Origin of the sequence: Muribacter muris, from assembly GCF_004569585.1 — a bacterium.
Classification (GTDB): Bacteria; Pseudomonadota; Gammaproteobacteria; order Enterobacterales; family Pasteurellaceae; genus Muribacter; species Muribacter muris.
Genome location: NZ_SPPA01000017.1, coordinates 46,772 through 64,162, shown reverse-complemented (window position 1 = coordinate 64,162; position 17,391 = coordinate 46,772). Strand labels below are relative to the sequence as shown.

Annotated in this window: 12 protein-coding genes; 4 read left to right on the top strand and 8 right to left on the bottom strand. The window is 46.9% G+C overall.

Going from position 1 to position 17,391, the window contains the following annotated elements:
- Positions 1–281 precede the first annotated feature (281 nt).
- A complete protein-coding gene (locus E4T80_RS08355; protein WP_135057265.1) occupies positions 282–3,461 on the top strand; it encodes a type I restriction endonuclease subunit R in 3,180 nt (1,059 codons plus the stop codon).
- A 354-nt stretch (positions 3,462–3,815) separates the two neighbouring features.
- Here the strand turns inward: E4T80_RS08355 and rnd are convergent, their stop codons facing one another.
- Positions 3,816–4,946, bottom strand: coding sequence for a ribonuclease D (gene rnd / locus E4T80_RS08350; protein ID WP_135057262.1), 1,131 nt, complete (start codon positions 4,944–4,946; stop codon positions 3,816–3,818).
- A gap of 155 nt (positions 4,947–5,101) precedes the next feature.
- Here rnd and E4T80_RS08345 point away from each other — a divergent pair, with 155 nt between their 5' ends.
- Entirely contained in the window at positions 5,102–6,310 is a 1,209-nt protein-coding gene (locus tag E4T80_RS08345; protein WP_135057259.1) for an ROK family protein, read from the top strand.
- A 93-nt stretch (positions 6,311–6,403) separates the two neighbouring features.
- Positions 6,404–7,123, top strand: coding sequence for a dethiobiotin synthase (gene bioD / locus E4T80_RS08340; RefSeq protein ID WP_135057256.1), 720 nt, complete (start codon positions 6,404–6,406; stop codon positions 7,121–7,123).
- A 169-nt stretch (positions 7,124–7,292) separates the two neighbouring features.
- Here the strand turns inward: bioD and acs are convergent, their stop codons facing one another.
- The gene (gene acs / locus E4T80_RS08335) at positions 7,293–9,239 is read right to left on the bottom strand and encodes an acetate--CoA ligase (RefSeq protein ID WP_135057253.1); all 1,947 of its coding nucleotides are present in this window, start codon (positions 9,237–9,239) and stop codon (positions 7,293–7,295) included.
- A gap of 269 nt (positions 9,240–9,508) precedes the next feature.
- On the opposite strand from acs, the gene dld reads away from it, so the two are divergent.
- Positions 9,509–11,200: a D-lactate dehydrogenase gene (gene dld, locus E4T80_RS08330; protein ID WP_135057250.1), complete on the top strand. Its 1,692-nt coding sequence runs from the start codon at positions 9,509–9,511 to the stop codon at positions 11,198–11,200.
- A 252-nt stretch (positions 11,201–11,452) separates the two neighbouring features.
- Here dld and E4T80_RS08325 read toward each other — a convergent pair whose 3' ends face one another.
- From E4T80_RS08325 to sbcB, 6 genes are all read right to left on the bottom strand, one after another.
- Entirely contained in the window at positions 11,453–11,734 is a 282-nt protein-coding gene (locus E4T80_RS08325) for a YcgL domain-containing protein (RefSeq protein ID WP_135057246.1), read from the bottom strand.
- 1 nt (position 11,735) lies between these two features.
- Positions 11,736–13,187: a replicative DNA helicase gene (locus E4T80_RS08320; protein WP_135057243.1), complete on the bottom strand. Its 1,452-nt coding sequence runs from the start codon at positions 13,185–13,187 to the stop codon at positions 11,736–11,738.
- A gap of 102 nt (positions 13,188–13,289) precedes the next feature.
- Positions 13,290–14,108, bottom strand: coding sequence for an RNase RNM (gene rnm, locus E4T80_RS08315; protein ID WP_135057240.1), 819 nt, complete (start codon positions 14,106–14,108; stop codon positions 13,290–13,292).
- 10 nt (positions 14,109–14,118) lie between these two features.
- The gene (locus tag E4T80_RS08310; RefSeq protein ID WP_135057237.1) at positions 14,119–14,709 is read right to left on the bottom strand and encodes a DNA glycosylase; all 591 of its coding nucleotides are present in this window, start codon (positions 14,707–14,709) and stop codon (positions 14,119–14,121) included.
- Between the two features lie 53 nt (positions 14,710–14,762).
- The gene (locus E4T80_RS08305; RefSeq protein WP_135057234.1) at positions 14,763–15,728 is read right to left on the bottom strand and encodes an SAM hydrolase/SAM-dependent halogenase family protein; all 966 of its coding nucleotides are present in this window, start codon (positions 15,726–15,728) and stop codon (positions 14,763–14,765) included.
- A gap of 79 nt (positions 15,729–15,807) precedes the next feature.
- Entirely contained in the window at positions 15,808–17,361 is a 1,554-nt protein-coding gene (gene sbcB / locus E4T80_RS08300) for an exodeoxyribonuclease I (protein WP_135057231.1), read from the bottom strand.
- Positions 17,362–17,391 lie beyond the last annotated feature (30 nt).

Genomic DNA, 17,391 nt, shown 5'->3' with positions numbered 1-17,391 from the left:
ATATAAAATTAAATAATTTATATTCAATAAAACCAATATCAACGTATTTATACGGACGCACGGCATACGCCCACAGCACGATGTAATAAAATTAAATATTAGATATTTATATGAAATTAAATGATTTATGTTCAATAAAACCAATATCAATGTATTTGTAGGGGCGCACTGCGTGCGCCCGATATAGTATTTAATCAATTTCAATATATAAAACATTGATATAAAAGGGCGAGAAAATAATTTTAATTCTTCGATCAGGATCACAAAAATAAGGACACACAATGCACATCAATGAAAACACCATAGAACAAGCCTGTTTGGCGGATTTTCAGGCGCAAGGTTGGGATTATACGGACGGGCGAACCATCTTGGCAGACGGGGAAAATCCGTGGCGGGAGCGCTCGAACGAGGTGGTTTTCCGTCCATTGCTGTCCGAAGCGGTTCAACGTCTCAATCCGCAACTGCCCGACTCGGCGGTATTGGAAGTCGTTCAACAGGTATGCAGTATTTCGGGGGCAAACTTAGCCGAGCGTAATCAGGCGCTTTACCGTTATTTGCGTTCGGGTGTGCGGGTGGAATATCGGCAGTCGGACGAAACCAAAGTGGACTATGCCCGCTTGGTGGATTTTCAGCAGCCGAATGCCAACCGCTTTGATGTCATCAATCAGCTCACCATTAAAGGCACGAAAGGCAATCGCCGCCCCGATGTCATTGGTTATATCAATGGTTTGCCGTTGGTGGTGATTGAGCTGAAAAATCCGCTGAAAGAAAGTGCCAGCCTCACTCAAGCCTTTAACCAGTTACAAACCTACAAAGATGAGATCGCCGATCTGTTTATTTATAACCAAATTCTTGTGATTAGCGATGGCACGGAAACGAAAATGGGGTCGCTGACCGCTAATTTAGAACGTTTTACCCCGTGGCGTGTGGTGGACGAGCAGCAAAAACAGCGGATCAGCTTCGGCAACAGTCTAGCGGATTTTGTCAATGGCTTAATGCAGCCCGAAGCATTGTTGGATTATGTGCAAAATTTTATTGTGTTTGAAAGCGATGAAAAAGGCTTACCTATCAAGAAGATTGCCGCTTATCACCAATTTTACGGCGTCAATGAAGCGGTCGATTGCACCCTACTCGCCACCAGCCCCGAAGGCGATGGCAAAATCGGGGTAATGTGGCATACGCAGGGATCGGGCAAATCTCTCTCAATGCTGTTTTATGCGGGCAAATTGCTCTCCCAACCCGCCCTGAAAAACCCGACAATCGTGGTTGTAACTGATCGCAACGATTTAGACGGGCAGCTCTACCAAACGTTCTCCAGCGGCAAAGCACTTTTACGCCAAGAGCCTATCCAAGCAGACGGGCGGGATAATCTGCGTGTCGAACTCGCCAAACGGGAAACGGGCGGCATTTTGTTCACCACCATTCAAAAATTCGGTTTGCAAGCGGGCGAAGAACGCCACCCGATGCTTAATGACCGCCACAATATTATTGTGATTAGCGATGAAGCCCACCGCAGCCAGTACGGCTTTAATGAAAGTATCGCTACAAATGAAGAAGATCGGGATAATAGAATTGGTGATAGTCGATACAAAGTCGGCTACGCCAAACACTTGCGAGATGCGCTACCGAATGCGTCTTTTATCGGCTTTACCGGCACACCGATTAGCCTTGAAGATAAGGATACGCAGGACGTATTTGGGCGTTATGTCTCCATTTACGATATTAGTGATGCGGTGGAAGACGGCGCAACCGTGCCGATTTTCTACGACTGTCGCCAAATTCCCCTCAAAGAGAGCCTGAAATTTGACGAAAGCGTGCAAGAAGTGGAAAATCTGTTTGATGATGACGAAAACAGCTACAAGTCTCAGTTAATGGAAAAGTTAATGGGAATGGACGGACGCTTGGAAAAATTAGCCAGCGATTTCGTCAGCCATTTTGAAGAACGCACCGCACTAATGGACGGCAAAGCGATGATTGTAGCTACCAGCCGTAAAATTTGTGTGAAATTATACGACCAAATTACGGCACTCCGCCCCGATTGGCATTCTGATGATCTTCAGCAAGGGCAAATTAAAATTGTGATGACCGGCAGTGCCGGTGATCCTGCCGAAATGCAGCCGCATATCTATGCCGCACAGGATAAAAAAACGTTGGAAAAACGCTTTAAAGATCCAAATGATCCGCTCAAAATCGTGATTGTGCGGGATATGTGGCTGACAGGTTTCGATGCCCCCTGCTGTAACACAATGTACATCGACAAACCAATGCGCGGGCATAATCTGATGCAGGCTATCGCACGGGTCAATCGGGTATTCCGCAACAAAAGCCGAGAAAACGGTGGCTTAGTGGTCGATTATATCGGGCTGACGGGCGAGCTGGAAAACGCAATGCAAACATACAGCAAAGCGAACGGCAAGAGCAAAATGGTGCATAATCTCGAAGCGGTGCTGGATAAAATGCGTGAGCATATTGATATTATCCGTGGGCAATTTGCTACCCCAGTGCAAAACAAGCGGTTCGATCTACTCCATTCTTTGCAAATCACGGACGAACGTTTGCTCTACCAACAAATTTTGCTGGCTGTCAATCACATTCTTGGCTTAGACGGCGAGCCGAGCGAGGACGAAAAGAAAACCCCGACCCCACGCAAAAATGCGTTCTTGCGGGCGGTTAGTTCGGCGAAAAAGGGCTTTCAACTCTGCGGGACATTACCGGAAGCACAAACCTATCGGCGGGAATTGGCATTTTTTGATGGCGTGCGTGCCATTATTACCAAAAAAGAAGATAATCCGACCGCTTGTAATGCCGAGGATCGCCAATTAAAACTGGTGAAACTGCTCGATCAGGCAGTGGAAGCACAAGGCACGGTGAATTTGCTTGAACTGCTCAACCGAGATCGCCCGAATTTGAATTTGCTCTCGGACGAATTTTTGGAAATGGTGAAAAACAGCCAAACCCAAAACCTATGGCTAATGGCAATAGAACGTTACCTTGCCCAGCAAATTCGGGACAAAGCCGCCAATAATATCACCGCCCAAAAAGACTTTGAGCAACGGCTCAAAGAGGCTTTAACGAAATACCATAATCAAAGCCTATCTGTGCTTGAAGTGTTGGAGGAACTTATCCGCTTAGGCAAAGATTTTGTCGAACGCTTAGCACGGGGTGAAAAATTAGGGCTTTCTCCGGCGGAAATCGCCTTTTACGATGCGTTGATAAAAAACGACAGTGCAGTACAGGGGCTGGGGGATGAAACGCTGAAAGCACTAGCTAAAGAAATCACCGCCCAACTACGCCAATCCGCCACGATTGATTGGCAGTACAAAGAAGCGGTGCGAGCCAAAATGCGCACCCTCGTCCGCCGCACGCTAAAACGCTACAAATACCCGCCGGATCAAGAACCAGAAGCCATCGCCAGAGTGTTGGAACAAGCGGCAGTCATTGCCGATGAGTTGAGCAGTTAGCGCCCACGATTTAAAAACACCATACCGTTTTCAACAGACGAAACAATTTGATTTATAACGGACGCCAGCGTGGCGTCCCTACATACAAGCGTGATTTTGTCTTTCCCCAAATAATATTTAGTCCGATTATAGAAAATAATTTTATTCGTTAATTTCTCTCTTTTTCCTTCGAATGTAGGGACGCCACGCTGGCGTCCGTTTCATAATGTCATCTATCCATTACAATGCAATATTGCAGATTTTCCCTCTAAACAGACCGCTTGCTTGTAATGGGAAAATTTTACAAACGTACAAACTGTGATTTTAATATGAATATCAGAAAAGTAAGAAAAGGAGGGTTTACCCTCCTCTCTTTTATGCTTTGCCGTCTTCCAAACTTGCCAGCAATTTCCATCCAAATTCCGCCCGCCAGCCTGTCAGTAATTCAGGCAATTTATCAGGGTTTTGCCCGTTTTGATGCCACTTAAACAGTTGATTAAGCTGACGTTTAGTTGCAAATAATTCATCGGCAAGTGCGGGCGGTTTTGCCGCCGGTAAGGCTTTTTGCAACGCTTTCAACATTGGTTTATAGCCCGCTTCATCAATCAGGCGGGTAATCGGCGGCGGGTAATTTTCCGGCGCAACGGCTCTGCCCTGTTCCACCAACCAAAGCAACTTTTTGCCGTAAATACGCACTTCATTTGGGTGCATAAATTCCAGTAAGGCGGAAGTATGTTTCGGCTGGTGCTTGGCAATGTGCCACAATCCCTGCTCTTTCACCAAAAAATTGAGGGCGATATCCCGTTTCTGTGCTTCTTCCATTCGCCATTTGGCTAAAATTTGCAACACTGCTAACTGTTGCGGTTTGAGCTGCCACGCATTGCCAATCTCTTTATAAGCATCATTTGGGTCAAGCAGCTGGGTACGTTTTGCCATTAGCCCTTCGCACTCTTCTTTTACCGCCACCTGCCAACCGCTTGCTTGCAGTGCGGCACTGAGCTGGTGATAAATCGGCAACAGATAATGGACATCTGCCGCTGCATATTGCAGTTGAATATCGGAGAGCGGGCGTTTTAGCCAATCGGTGCGAGATGCGCCTTTGTCCAGTTCAATATCAAAATAGTGCTGGACTAATTTGGCGAACCCGACTGACACGCCAAGTCCGGCAAAGCCCGCCATTACTTGTGTGTCTAACATCGGCTGGGGTAATTGCCGGAAAGCGTGCTGAAAGACATCAAGATCCTCTCCGCAGGCGTGCAGTACTTTCAGCACGTTATTATCCGCCAATAATGCGACAAATGGTGAAAAATCGGTGATCGCAAACGGGTCGATTAAGCATAAATTTTGCCCGTCAAACAGTTGGATTAAACCTAATTTCGGGTAATAGGTGCGGGTGCGGACAAATTCCGTATCCAGTGCCACAACAGGCCGGCGGCAAGCGTGGCGGCAAATTTCCGCCAGTTTCAGATCGGTTTCGACCCAGATATAATTGAGTTTATTAGCCATTTTTATCCTTATTTAGTTGCCTACGGGTTCACTTTTCGCCATTTAATTTATCCGACAAAATAATTTTGTGAACTGGCTCTCATTCTTGCAACAAAGCATTTGCTATTCTCAATAAAGTTAGCAAAATAAAGAAATTATCGTATGGAGCGAACCCAATGAAAACATCATCGAACGAGTATAAATATCAACACTTAGGTAAAGTCTTCCGTTTAGTTGAACAATTTGAACTGATCTCCCGTACCGATTTAGCCAAACTGTCCGGCTTTGCCCCTGCTTCAATGACAATGCTGACAAAAACGTTGATTGAGCATAAATTTATTTTAGAGCGGGCATCGCAAAATTTGCCGTCCCGAGGTCGTCCGGCGGTCGGACTTTCCGTTTCGCCATTTTATTGGCACTTTGTCTGTTTGACAATTTCTTCAAACAAATTAGCAATTTCCCTGTGCGAGCTAAACGGTCAAGCCGTACAACAGGCGGATTATACCGTGGATAAAGCGGAATATCCGCACCTTGCCGAAGCGATTTTTGCCCGTTTGCAACATTTTATGGCAAACCACCCGCTTGATCAGGCGCAAATCTTGGCAGTGTCCGTCAGCGTACTCGGCAAAATCAATGCGGAGAAAACGGCGATCACACAGCTAGGGCAGCATTCTGTGCAATGTCCGCTCGCTACCTCACTGGCAGAAATGTTCCACTGCCCCATTCTGCTGAACGAACATTTCCAACTATGGTTTTTAGCGGAATCCACCCTCGGCAGTTTAATTAGCAACGATAATGTGATTTTCTTACAACTGGACGACACTATCAATCTGAGCGTACTACTCAAGGGTAAATTACTGCATCAAGACGAACATAAGCGAATGAATGTCGATAAAATGATAATGCCGAAATTCTCGCCGTTAAGTGAAGAAATTGCCGCTGAAATGGACGAAATGCAGCGTTTCCAACTGGCTAATCAAGTTACCCTTCCGGCATTGACCCGCTTGATTGACCGCTATCTGCCAAATACACAAGAGGGTGTATCACCGAAAATTCAGTGGTTTTGTCAATGTGTCGAACGTCAAAATCCGCACGCTCTTGCGATTTTAGAGCATCTGAGCGACAATTTAGCCTATATGCTGATGAATTTGATCAATATTTTTTCCACCGAAAAAATTATGCTCAACAGCCCGTTATTACACATTAAGACCCCGCTATTTGAGCGAGTGCAGGCAAAATTAGGGCAAAATTTACTGCGCCACGATCTGAATATCGATCTCGTTACCAGCCAATACGATTGGAACAGCCCGCTCATTCCGGCAGTGGCGATTAAACTCGGTATCTATAAAGGCAATCTGCTCAAAAATCTCATTGAATTTAAATAAAAATACAAAGAATTTGATCGAGAACATTATTCTTTTATTACTTTTTCGTTAAACTATACCGAATTTTGTAACCGTTTCTTAACAGAGAAGATTATGCCTTGTTTATTCATTGCAGGTACGGACACGAACGTGGGCAAAACCATTGTAACACGGGCGTTACTCCAAACCTTAGCCCAATACGACATTCCGGTAGTCGGCTATAAACCGATCGCCTGCGGCGGAGATGATTCCCTGCCAACCGAGCCGAATCAAGACGATTATGCGTGCGAAAATAACAGTGATGTGATGATTATTCAGCAAAGTTGCCCGACCGCCGTGAACTATCGGGAAATTAACAGTTACTCATTTATTCACTCCAGCACGCCGGTATTTGCCGCACTGGACGCCGTACGCCATATTTCCGTGAGCAAGCTCAACAGTGATCTCGCCCGTTTAAAACAGAACTATCATAACGTTTTGGTTGAAGGTACTTACGGCTGGCTCACCCCAATCAATAAAGATTTGAGCTTCGCCGACTGGGTGAAAGAAAACCAAATGCCGACCGTTTTGGTGGTTGGCATCAAGGAGGGTTGTGTCAATCACGCCCTTTTAACCGCTGCGGCAATCAAACAACAGGGGGTAGAACTGATCGGTTGGGTGGCAAATCGGATTAACCCCGGCTTACGCCATTATGCCGAACTAATCCAACTTTTGACCCAGAAAATTGACGCACCGTTACTAGGGCAAATCCCTTATATTGGTCATCCCGACAAAAAAGATCTCTCCCCGTTTATTCAGCAGCCCGAACCGCTGTTGCACTACTTCCGCAAATAATTGCAAGCGGTCAGATTTCACGCATTTTTGACAACAACACGGCTAGTTTCATTCAAATTAAGGGGCGCTATACCAGCGTCCGCTATTAAAACAAATGATATAAGCGTGGCACATCGTGATTTATGCAAAAAAGGACATCAAATGATGTCCTTTCTGTTATGTCGAACGATTACATTATCTGTTGTTGTAACTGCCCGATAATCTGCGGGTTTTCAAGAGTGGAAATATCTTGGGTAATCATTTCGTTTTTCGCAATCGAACGCAGTAAACGACGCATAATTTTACCGGAACGGGTTTTCGGTAAATTATCCGCAAAACGAATATCTTCCGGACGGGCAATTTTGCCGATTTCGTTCGATACCCAAAGTTTCAATTCTTCAGCAAGCTGTTTGGCTTGCTCGCCTTCCGGTCTGACTCCTTTCAGTACCACAAAGGCAACCACCGCTTCGCCTTTGATCTCGTCCGGTTTACCGACAATCGCCGCTTCTACGACATTTTCGTGAGCGACTAATGCCGATTCAATTTCCGCCGTGCCTAAACGATGTCCGGACACATTTAATACGTCATCGGTACGCCCTAAAATCCAAAAATAGCCGTCTTTATCCCGTTGCGCCGAATCGCCGGCAACATAATATTTACCGCCAAACTCTTGTGGGAAATAGCTAGATTTATAGCGTTCCGGATCGCCCCATACGGTGCGCAACATTGACGGGAACGGACGTTTAATCACTAATGCACCAGCTTCTTCTACCTCGCACTTCTGCCCCTGTTCATTCACCACATCTGCCATAATGCCCGGCAACGGCAAGGCGCACGATCCCGGTTTGGTCGGGTTCACGCCCGGCATTGGCGACAGCATTATCGAACCGGTTTCCGTTTGCCACCAAGTATCGACTATCGGGCAACGGCTGCCGCCGACCACTTCATAGAACCACAGCCACGCCGCCGGGTTAATCGGTTCACCCACACTACCAAGCAAACGTAGCGATGAGAGATCGTATTTTTTTGGAATATGATCGCCCAAGCGGGTTAAAGAGCGGATTAAGGTCGGTGACGTGTAAAGTATGGTAACTTTGTGGCGTTGGATCATTCGCCAAATCCGTCCTGCATCAGGATAATTCGGCACGCCTTCGTAAATAATCTGCGTTGTGCCATTTGCTAACGGGCCGTAACAGACATAAGAATGCCCCGTGATCCAACCGACATCGGCAGTACACCAATACACATCATCGGCTTTGTGATCGAAAATCGAGTAGAACGAGTTTGTCGCCCCTAATAAATAACCGGCGGTACTATGCACTACGCCTTTCGGCTTGCCCGTTGAACCGGAGGTGTAAAGGATAAACAACGGATCTTCGGCGTTCATCCATTCCGGCTCACAGAAAGCAGGCTGATTTTTGGACAATTCGTTCCACCACAGATCACGCCCTTTTTTCCAAGGGGTATCAATATTGACACGGTGATACACCACCACATTTTCTACGGTTTTACACCCTAATTCGAGGGCTTCGTCCACTGTTTCTTTGAGTGGAATAATCCGCCCGCCCCGTAAGCCTGCGTTTGCGGTAATCACCAATTTTGCTTGGGCATCTTCTACCCGATCACGCAATGCACCCGCCGAAAAGCCGCCGAACACCACCGAGTGAACCGCCCCAATTCTGGCACAAGCCTGCATTGCAATCACCGCTTCAGCAATCATCGGCAAATAGATGATGACCCGATCTCCCTTTTTCACCCCTAACTCACGCAACGCATTCGCAAAACGGCACACCCGATTGTGTAATTGCGCATAGGTAAATTGGGAAACCTGCCCGAAGTCCGATTCAAAAATCAACGCTATTTTATCGCTTTTATCCGGTAGATGACGATCCAAACAGTTATAGGACACATTTAAAGTACCATCACTAAACCATTTATAAAACGGTGCTTCGCTATCGTCAAAAATCTGCATAAACGGTTTTTTCCACGTGATAAGCTCACGGGCAAGATCCGCCCAATACTGTAAATAGTCCTTATCCGCAAAGTCCCAGAGGGATTGATAATCTTCCAAACCGGACACATTGGCTTGTCGGCGAAATTCATCTGTCGGTTTAAAAGTTTGTTGTTGCGAGTGCATAGCGTTCCTCCAAATTCAATTTATTAAGATAGGACGGACTGTACCGCTGTTCGTCGTTGCACGCTACTTTATAACCAGTTAATACTTGGATCAATATTTGTTAATGAAATGTTATGTGATCTAGTTCTCAAAATAGACATTTAGTTGCAAAATAGTACAATAAACAAACAATTCAATATGATTTTAGCCTGCATTCTGATTACAATGCCCGCTATTATTATTTTACAATTTTTCGGTCAAAACCGACCGCTTGTCTGTGAGGAGGCACAATGTCCCATTCATCTTTAATTGCCCGCTTAACCGAAATTGTCGGCACACGCTATATCATCACTGATCCTGATAAAACCGAACCCTACCGCAGCGGCTACCGGTTCGGTAGCGGCAATGCGTTAGCCGTTGTCCGTCCTGCCACCCTATTAGAATTTTGGCAAGTGCTGAAAGCCTGTGTAGCGGCTGATGTAATCATCATTACCCAAGCAGCCAACACAGGCTTAACCGGCGGTTCAACCCCAAGCGGTAACGACTATGATCGGGATATTGTAATAATCAACGCAATGCGGATTAACGGGATTCAGTTGATTGAAAATGCCGCACAAGCCGTCTGCCTGCCCGGTTCAACCCTGAATGAATTGGAACTGATGTTAAAACCTCACGGGCGTGAACCGCATTCGGTGATTGGCTCGTCTTGTATCGGGGCTTCGGTTATCGGCGGCATTTGCAACAACTCCGGCGGCGCATTGGTGCAACGTGGGCCGGCTTATACGGAAATGGCTCTCTTTGCCCAGTTAAATGCCCAAGGCGAATTAGAACTCAAAAATCATCTCGGTATTGCATTAGGCGAGACACCGGAAGACATTCTCCAAAACCTACAACACAGCCGTTACCAAGCCCAAGATATCGCCCACGATTGCGGCAAAGGGCACGATCACGCTTACTGCCAACACGTTCGCCAAGTTGATGAACACTCCCCCGCCCGCTTCAACGCTGACCCGAGTCGCCACTACGAAGCCTCCGGCAGTGCAGGGAAATTAGCCATTTTTGCCGTACGTTTGGACACCTTTCCCGCCGAAAAACAGACCGCCGTATTCTACATCGGCACAAATCAAACCCAAGTGCTAAACGACATTCGCCGCAAAATGTTATCTGAATTTGAACAACTGCCGATTTCGGGTGAATATATCCACCGTGATGCGTTTGATATTGCCGCAGACTACGGCAAAGACACTTTCTGGGTCATCCAAAAACTCGGCACGCACCGCCTGCCGACGCTGTTTGCCTTAAAAGCCAAAATGGATCGTCTTGCCAAAAAAGTGCCGTTCTTACCCTCACATTTAAGCGATAAATTATTACAATCCATCAGTAAATTACTGCCACAGCATTTACCCGAAAGCCTATGTCAATACCGAGATCAATACGAACATCACCTGATCGTAAAAATGGGTGGAAAAGGCGTGCAGGAAGCACAAGCCTTTCTCGCCGACTATTTTACCGATAGCACTAAAGGCGGCTATTTTGAATGCAATACCACCGAAACCCAAGCGGCAATGCTGCACCGTTTCGCCGTGGCTTCCGCCGCCGTACGCTACCGAGCCATTCACAGCCAAGCGGTTGAAGATATTGTCGCACTAGACGTTGCTTTACGCCGCAATGATGCAGACTGGTTTGAAGTCTTACCGCCAGAAATCGATAGCAAAATCAGCCATAAACTCTACTACGGGCATTTTATGTGCCACGTTTTCCACCAAGATTACATCGTGAAAAAAGGCAATGATTGTCAGGCTCTGGAACACGAAATGTTAGCCTTACTCGACAAACGGGGCGCACAATACCCCGCCGAACATAATGTCGGGCATTTATATCAAGCCAAACCGGAGCTGCGCCAATTCTACCAACAGCTTGATCCAACCAATAGCTTTAACCCCGGTATCGGACACACCTCCAAGAAGAAATTCTGGCAATAAGAATGGAGAATGTCAGAAAGCAAGCGGGTTGATTTTGATAAAACTTTGCAAAAAACATACCGCACATTAAACCTAGCTTAATGTGCGGTAGCTCCCTATTTCTTCAGCGGAAAACCCGTTTCCCAATCTAAACCTGCCTGTGCCGCCAGTTTCTCACTCGGCTTTTCCGGGCTTGCATATTGCCTCTTTTATCACTAATAACTCAGAATATTGAAAGGAAAAGAGGAACATTCAATTCCCTCTTTTTAAACCTTAATCCTCACGCTGTTTTTGAGCAGCGAGAAACTGGCTATGTAAATTCTCAATCGGTGGCGGCATTTGCAAATAAAATCCGTTGGTTTCGATTTGCGCTTTTACTGTAGCGTTATCCGCATTTTGTAGTGTTTTTTCGCCGTTTAGGTTAAACAGCATTACAAATTGCGGTTTGCCGAAGGCTTGGCGTAGTGTTTCCGGTACGGCATCAAATTGATCCCGTTTTGCCACATAAAGATACATTCCGTCTTTTTTGGGGCTTTTATAAATAGCACACAACATTTTAATCTTCCTCCCGATAGGCATTGCCTGCATAGTTATCAAAGCGCGAATGCTGCCCGTGGAATGTCAGCGGCACTCGCCCAATCGGGCCGTTACGCTGTTTGCCGATGATAATTTCCGCCACGCCTTTTAATTCGGAATTGTCGTGATAGACCTCGTCCCGATAGATAAACATAATCAAGTCCGCATCTTGCTCAATCGAGCCGGATTCACGCAAATCGGAATTGACCGGTCGTTTATCCGCCCGTTGTTCTAGGCTTCGGTTAAGCTGGGAGAGGGCGACTACCGGCACTTCCAGCTCTTTGGCAAGGGCTTTGAGCGAGCGGGAGATTTCGGCAATCTCAAGGGTGCGGTTATCGGCAAAGCCCGGCGCACGCATTAACTGCAAGTAATCGACCATAATTAAGCTCAAGCCGCCGTTATCCCGATAGACCCGTCTGGCACGGGAACGCAACTCCGTTGGGGTTAAGCCGGAGCTGTCGTCAATATAGATATTATTGCGCTGCTGTAACATCGCCACCGTTGAGCCAATCCGAGCCATATCGTCATCATCAATTTGCCCTGTGCGGATACGGGTTTGATCGACCCTTGATAATGAGGCAAACATCCGCATCATAATTTGATCCGCCGGCATCTCAAGGCTGAAAATCAGCACGGGTTTATTCGGCACTCTGACCGTATTCCCCTGTTCATCGGTTTGCTCAATATCCAGCAACGAGGCATTTTCGCATAAATTCATTGCAAAGGTGGTTTTCCCCATTGACGGGCGGGCGGCGACAATAATCAAATCGGACGGCTGCAACCCGGCAGTCCGTTTGTCCAAATCGACAAAACCGGTCGATACGCCCGTAACCCCGCCGTTATTTTTGCTTTTAGAGAGCATATCAATGCGCTGAATGGTTTCAATCAGAATATCGTCCACCCTCTTCGGCCCTTCATCACTTGAGGTGCGTTTTTCAGCAATATGGAAGACCGCCCGCTCGGCTTCGTCCAGCACGTCTTTCACCGACATTCCTTTCGGATTGTAGCTGATTTCGGCAATTTTATTGCCTGCGCTGATCAGCTCTCGGCGGATTGCCCGCTCACTGACAATATCGGCATAGGCTAAAATATTGGCAACGCTAGGGGTATTTTTCGATAATTCGGCAAGGTAGGCAAAACCGCCGACATCTTGCAAAATGCCACGGTTTTTCAAGGCTTGGTCGAGGGTAATAATATCGATCGGCTGCCCGGCACGCACCTGCTCGGTCATTTGCTCAAAAATCAGCCTATGGGCATTGGTATAAAAATCCGTTGCCTGCACCCGTTCGGCGACACTGTCCCAGTATTCATTATTCAGCATAATACCGCCCAGCACTGCTTGTTCCGCCTCTATCGAATGCGGGGCAATCGCAATTTGTTCAAGCTGCTTATCTTTGGTTTTGTCCGCCGTGTTTTTTGCTATTTCAGCCATTTTTCACCATTATTTGCCATAAATAAAAAGGGGTTAGTTTAGCGGATTTGGATAAAATTTTCAGTAGTGCAAGCGGTCGGTTGGGCGAGATTTTTTGCACACTCAAAACCGTTGCCAGATCGGTTTACAGCTCTCCGGTAAAGTTAAGCCTTTACCTAATTCTATCCAACCCGCCGGATAATGAAAATCCGAGCCGCCGGACGCGTACAGGTCAAACTCTGCCGCCCAGCGTGCCAGTAATTGACGTTGATCGGGCGTTTGCGCACAGCCTGCCACTTCAATGCCGTCTCCGCCCGCTTGTTTGAAGTCCTCGATAAGTCGCCGTATCCACCTTGCCGTTAATTTATACCGCAGCGGGTGTGCAACGCAAATCACGCCACCGGCTTGGTGAGTGGCGTCAATCGCCTGTTCAAGCGAGCACCATTTCGGTTTGACGTAAGCGGTTTTCCCCGCACCTAAATAGCGTTTAAAGGCGTGTTCATCATTGCGGGCATAGCCCTGCGCCACTAAAAATCGTCCGTAATGAGCGCGGGTTACTTCACCGCTTGCTAAGGCTTTCGCCCCCTCATACGCGTTGGGAATTCCCGCTTTTGCCAATTTTTCGCCGATCTGCTCCGCCCGTTGTTGCCGCCACACTTTTTGTTGTGCGAGTAAATCAGTCATCGCCGAATGGGTTTCATCAATATTTAAGGCGGCTAAGTGAATTGGTTTTTCCTGCCATAAAATTGAAATTTCCACCCCGGCGATAAAGCGAATACCGTGTTGTTGCGCAGCTTGACGGGCTTCCGCAATGCCGGCAACCGTATCGTGATCGGTCAATGCCAACATTTCAATCTGACGTGATGCCGCTCTTTCGACCAATTCCGTGGGAGTGAGTACCCCGTCAGATGCACGGCTGTGGCTGTGTAAATCATAAATCATCGCCGTTTCCTTACAAAATGCCGGCTTGCTGGAAAAATGCCCGATACGCCTCGACCTTCTTCGCCAAGCTCAACGGGTAGGCACGGGAGGTGGAAGGCAGCCGATACAAAAACAACGGGCGATCCGCCAAATAGGGAAAGGCAATATATTGGTTAGTTTTCGGCATTTTGAGTTTTTCCGGTAATAAATCCAACAGGGTTTCGGTGGCCTTTTCACCGGTAGTAAATAACCAACGGCACGCGGGCAGTTTCGCCAATACTGCGGTTAAATCGACAGGCTCGACAATTTTTAAAAATTTGTCGGACGCATTGCCTTTTTCGCGAATTGCCGTTTGAGCCGTTGAACACAAGCCAATGCCCCTCGTGCGTAAAAAGGCTTCGATCTTGATTGGGTCAAAACGCTTTTCGCCGTCAACTTGGAAATGCGCCGTATCGTCAAAGAACACTGCACCGTAAATGCGCCACATATCATTTTGGAAATTGGGGTAGTGAAAATCCATACACCGTTTTTCCAAGGTCGGTGGAAACGTTCCCATCATCATTACGGTTGCCTGTGGTGGTAAAATAGCGGGGAAAGGGTGTTTTTCAATCAGTTGCGTCATAGTCTAAAAAAGCGGACGCATCCATTGCGTCCAATATTATCGTTAAAAAGCATTTAGTGAGCGGCAGCGTCCGTTTTCTTCTCACAGGATTTCACTGAAACCGACCACTCTGCGCCGGATTTCACCTTATATTTTTCCGAGAAATTATCCATATTTAAGGCGAAAGAGACATTTAATAGGCTGTTGAGATAAAGGAGCGGTCTGCCCTCTTCCACATCGCCGAAGCTGCTCTTATACGGCATTGCGCCGCTATAACGCACTTTTTGTTCTTCGCCTTGGCGTTCGCTGATCTCGACACATACACGGCTGTCTTTAGCGATACCGGATTGTGCCAATAATTCATCGCTGATATTTGTCCAAATATTGCCGTATTGAATGTCCAACACCGGAATGTTGCCTTTGAGGACACCGTTTTCTAAGCTCGGTTTTTGGTATTCAATCATTTCCACTTGCGGCGCTAAAGCCTGACCGACCTCTTCAAAGCTGATCTGACCGGCAGCCAATTTTGCTCCTGTGTACGCATAAACATCACGCCCGTGGAAAGTGTAAGATTTTTGCGAGCCTGCCAAACGGTTTTTGCTTTCGTCAATTTCACGCACCTCGTCAATGCCAAAATGCTCGGCAACCAAGGTGAGCGTACCGTTATCCGGTGTCACAAAATAATGACCGCTTTTGGTTTTCAGCACCACCGATTTACGATCCGTACCGACACCGGGATCGACCACGCTCACAAACACCGTGCCTTTCGGCCAATAACTGGCGGTTTGATACAAGCGGTACGCAGCTTCCCAAATATTGTAAGGGGGAATTTCGTGGGTTAAATCAAACATTTTAAGGGCAGGATCAACCCCAAAGGCAACGCCCTGCATCGCAGACACTGCACCGTCTTTCAAGCTAAAATCCGTTTGTAATACCAGTGCGTTTTTTGCAAGCATTTGGCTATTTTCGACCGCTTGCTGGGTGGCGAATGTCCCCAAAGAGAAAGTTGCAAGTGCAAGAGCTATCAATGTTTTTTTCATATTTTTCCTTAATGTTATCGGGCTGTTAATTTTGTCATAGTAATGGGTTGCCGAAATGTTGTCTAGAGCTGTTATCCGTTTATTTTTTGCCGAATAGCGCTTCAAGGGCTTTCAGCTTTTCCGCTCTATCCAAGGGCTGTTCGGCAAGCTGATTTAGCTCATTCACCCAAAGGGCTGATCGTTCATCATTTTGGGTATAGGTAACGGACGGCGTTTCGCACAGTTGCTCGGCGTAAGCGGTCAGTTCCGTCAATAATTTTACCTTATCCGCATCATCGTGGTGCAAATTAAACAGATCATTTAATGATTGGTTAAAGCTCGCCATTTTGTTTGCCAACTGGGCTTGGCAATATTTTTGCCACTGTCCCTGCTCTGCTTTGCTTAACGTGTGAGGATAGTGGCGAGCACGGTAGTGAAACAATAATTTTTCCACTCTCGGATCACTGAATTTTAAGCCGTGATGGGCTAATTCTTCCGGTTTTAAGCTACGCAAAATTGCCATATTATTTTTATCGGCAGGCTCAAAGAAACCGCTATACAGCGTTGTTTCAACATTATCGCTTGCCTCAAAGGCTTGCTCTTGGCTAAAAATATCCACCACTTTTTCACGCACCACGCTTTTTTGCGATTTTAACGCTTTCAAATTTGCCAAACAGTGCGAGCGATCAATCCCTAACCGCTCGGCATTCTCCGGCAATAAGACTTTCGCCGGTGCAAGAATCGGGCATTTATTGATATGCACCAATTTCAGTGGCACGGCTGCCACGCCTTGTTCCTCCAAAAGCGTTTTCTTGGTGTAAAGACGATCCCGCAGCACCTCGGTACTTTCATTTAACAAACCGCTTATATCACCGGCCAAATCGCACACAATCACTGCATTTTGGTTGGTAGGATGCCACGCCAGCGGCACAACCCAAGCGGTATTGCCCCGATAATTGCCCAACATACCCGAAACGTGAACCAACGGGGTCATTTCGCCGGTATCAATCATTGCTTCAAGGGCTTTTTTACCGCGATTTTCAAAGAAATAATCGAACAATTTGGGCTGCTTTTGTTTCAGCAATTTTGCCATCGCAATCGTAGCGTAAACGTCCGCCATCGCATCGTGGGCATTCTCGTGAGCGATACCGTTCGCTTTGGTTAGCTTTTCCAGTTTAAAACTCGGCTGCCCTTCCTCATCAAACGCCCACTCTATCCCTTCCGGACGCAAGGCATAACACGCCCTTACCACATCTAACAAATCCCAACGGGAATTACCGTTCTTCCAACTGTATTCATAGGGATCAAAAAAGTTACGGAAAAAGGTATAGCGGGTCATTTCATCATCATATCGAATATTGTTATACCCCATCACACAGGTATTCGGCTGACTAAATTCTGCGTGGATACGTGCCGCAAATTCCGGCTCGGACAAGCCGTGTTGATTACAATGCTGCGGCGTAATCCCCGTTACCATTACCGCCTCGGGACTCGGCAGATAATCCGGCGTTTGCCGACAGTAAAACATCACCGGCTCGCCAATAATGTTAAACTCGTTGTCCGTCCTAATCCCCGCAAATTGCGCCGGACGGTCAAGCGCCGGATTCACCCCGAAACTTTCATAGTCGTAAATAAAAAAGGTCTTTTTTTTCATTTTGGATGGGTTTTAGTGTCAATTTGCAAA

Bases quoted from the DNA above. Each gene is read 5' to 3' on its own strand.
- E4T80_RS08355 (WP_135057265.1), top strand. From the start codon at position 282: ATGCACATCAATGAAAACACCATAGAACAAGCCTGTTTGGCGGATTTT.
- rnd (WP_135057262.1), bottom strand. From the start codon at position 4,946: ATGGCTAATAAACTCAATTATATCTGGGTCGAAACCGATCTGAAACTG.
- E4T80_RS08345 (WP_135057259.1), top strand. From the start codon at position 5,102: ATGAAAACATCATCGAACGAGTATAAATATCAACACTTAGGTAAAGTC.
- bioD (WP_135057256.1), top strand. From the start codon at position 6,404: ATGCCTTGTTTATTCATTGCAGGTACGGACACGAACGTGGGCAAAACC.
- acs (WP_135057253.1), bottom strand. From the start codon at position 9,239: ATGCACTCGCAACAACAAACTTTTAAACCGACAGATGAATTTCGCCGA.
- dld (WP_135057250.1), top strand. From the start codon at position 9,509: ATGTCCCATTCATCTTTAATTGCCCGCTTAACCGAAATTGTCGGCACA.
- E4T80_RS08325 (WP_135057246.1), bottom strand. From the start codon at position 11,734: ATGTTGTGTGCTATTTATAAAAGCCCCAAAAAAGACGGAATGTATCTT.
- E4T80_RS08320 (WP_135057243.1), bottom strand. From the start codon at position 13,187: ATGGCTGAAATAGCAAAAAACACGGCGGACAAAACCAAAGATAAGCAG.
- rnm (WP_135057240.1), bottom strand. From the start codon at position 14,108: ATGATTTATGATTTACACAGCCACAGCCGTGCATCTGACGGGGTACTC.
- E4T80_RS08310 (WP_135057237.1), bottom strand. From the start codon at position 14,709: ATGACGCAACTGATTGAAAAACACCCTTTCCCCGCTATTTTACCACCA.
- E4T80_RS08305 (WP_135057234.1), bottom strand. From the start codon at position 15,728: ATGAAAAAAACATTGATAGCTCTTGCACTTGCAACTTTCTCTTTGGGG.
- sbcB (WP_135057231.1), bottom strand. From the start codon at position 17,361: ATGAAAAAAAAGACCTTTTTTATTTACGACTATGAAAGTTTCGGGGTG.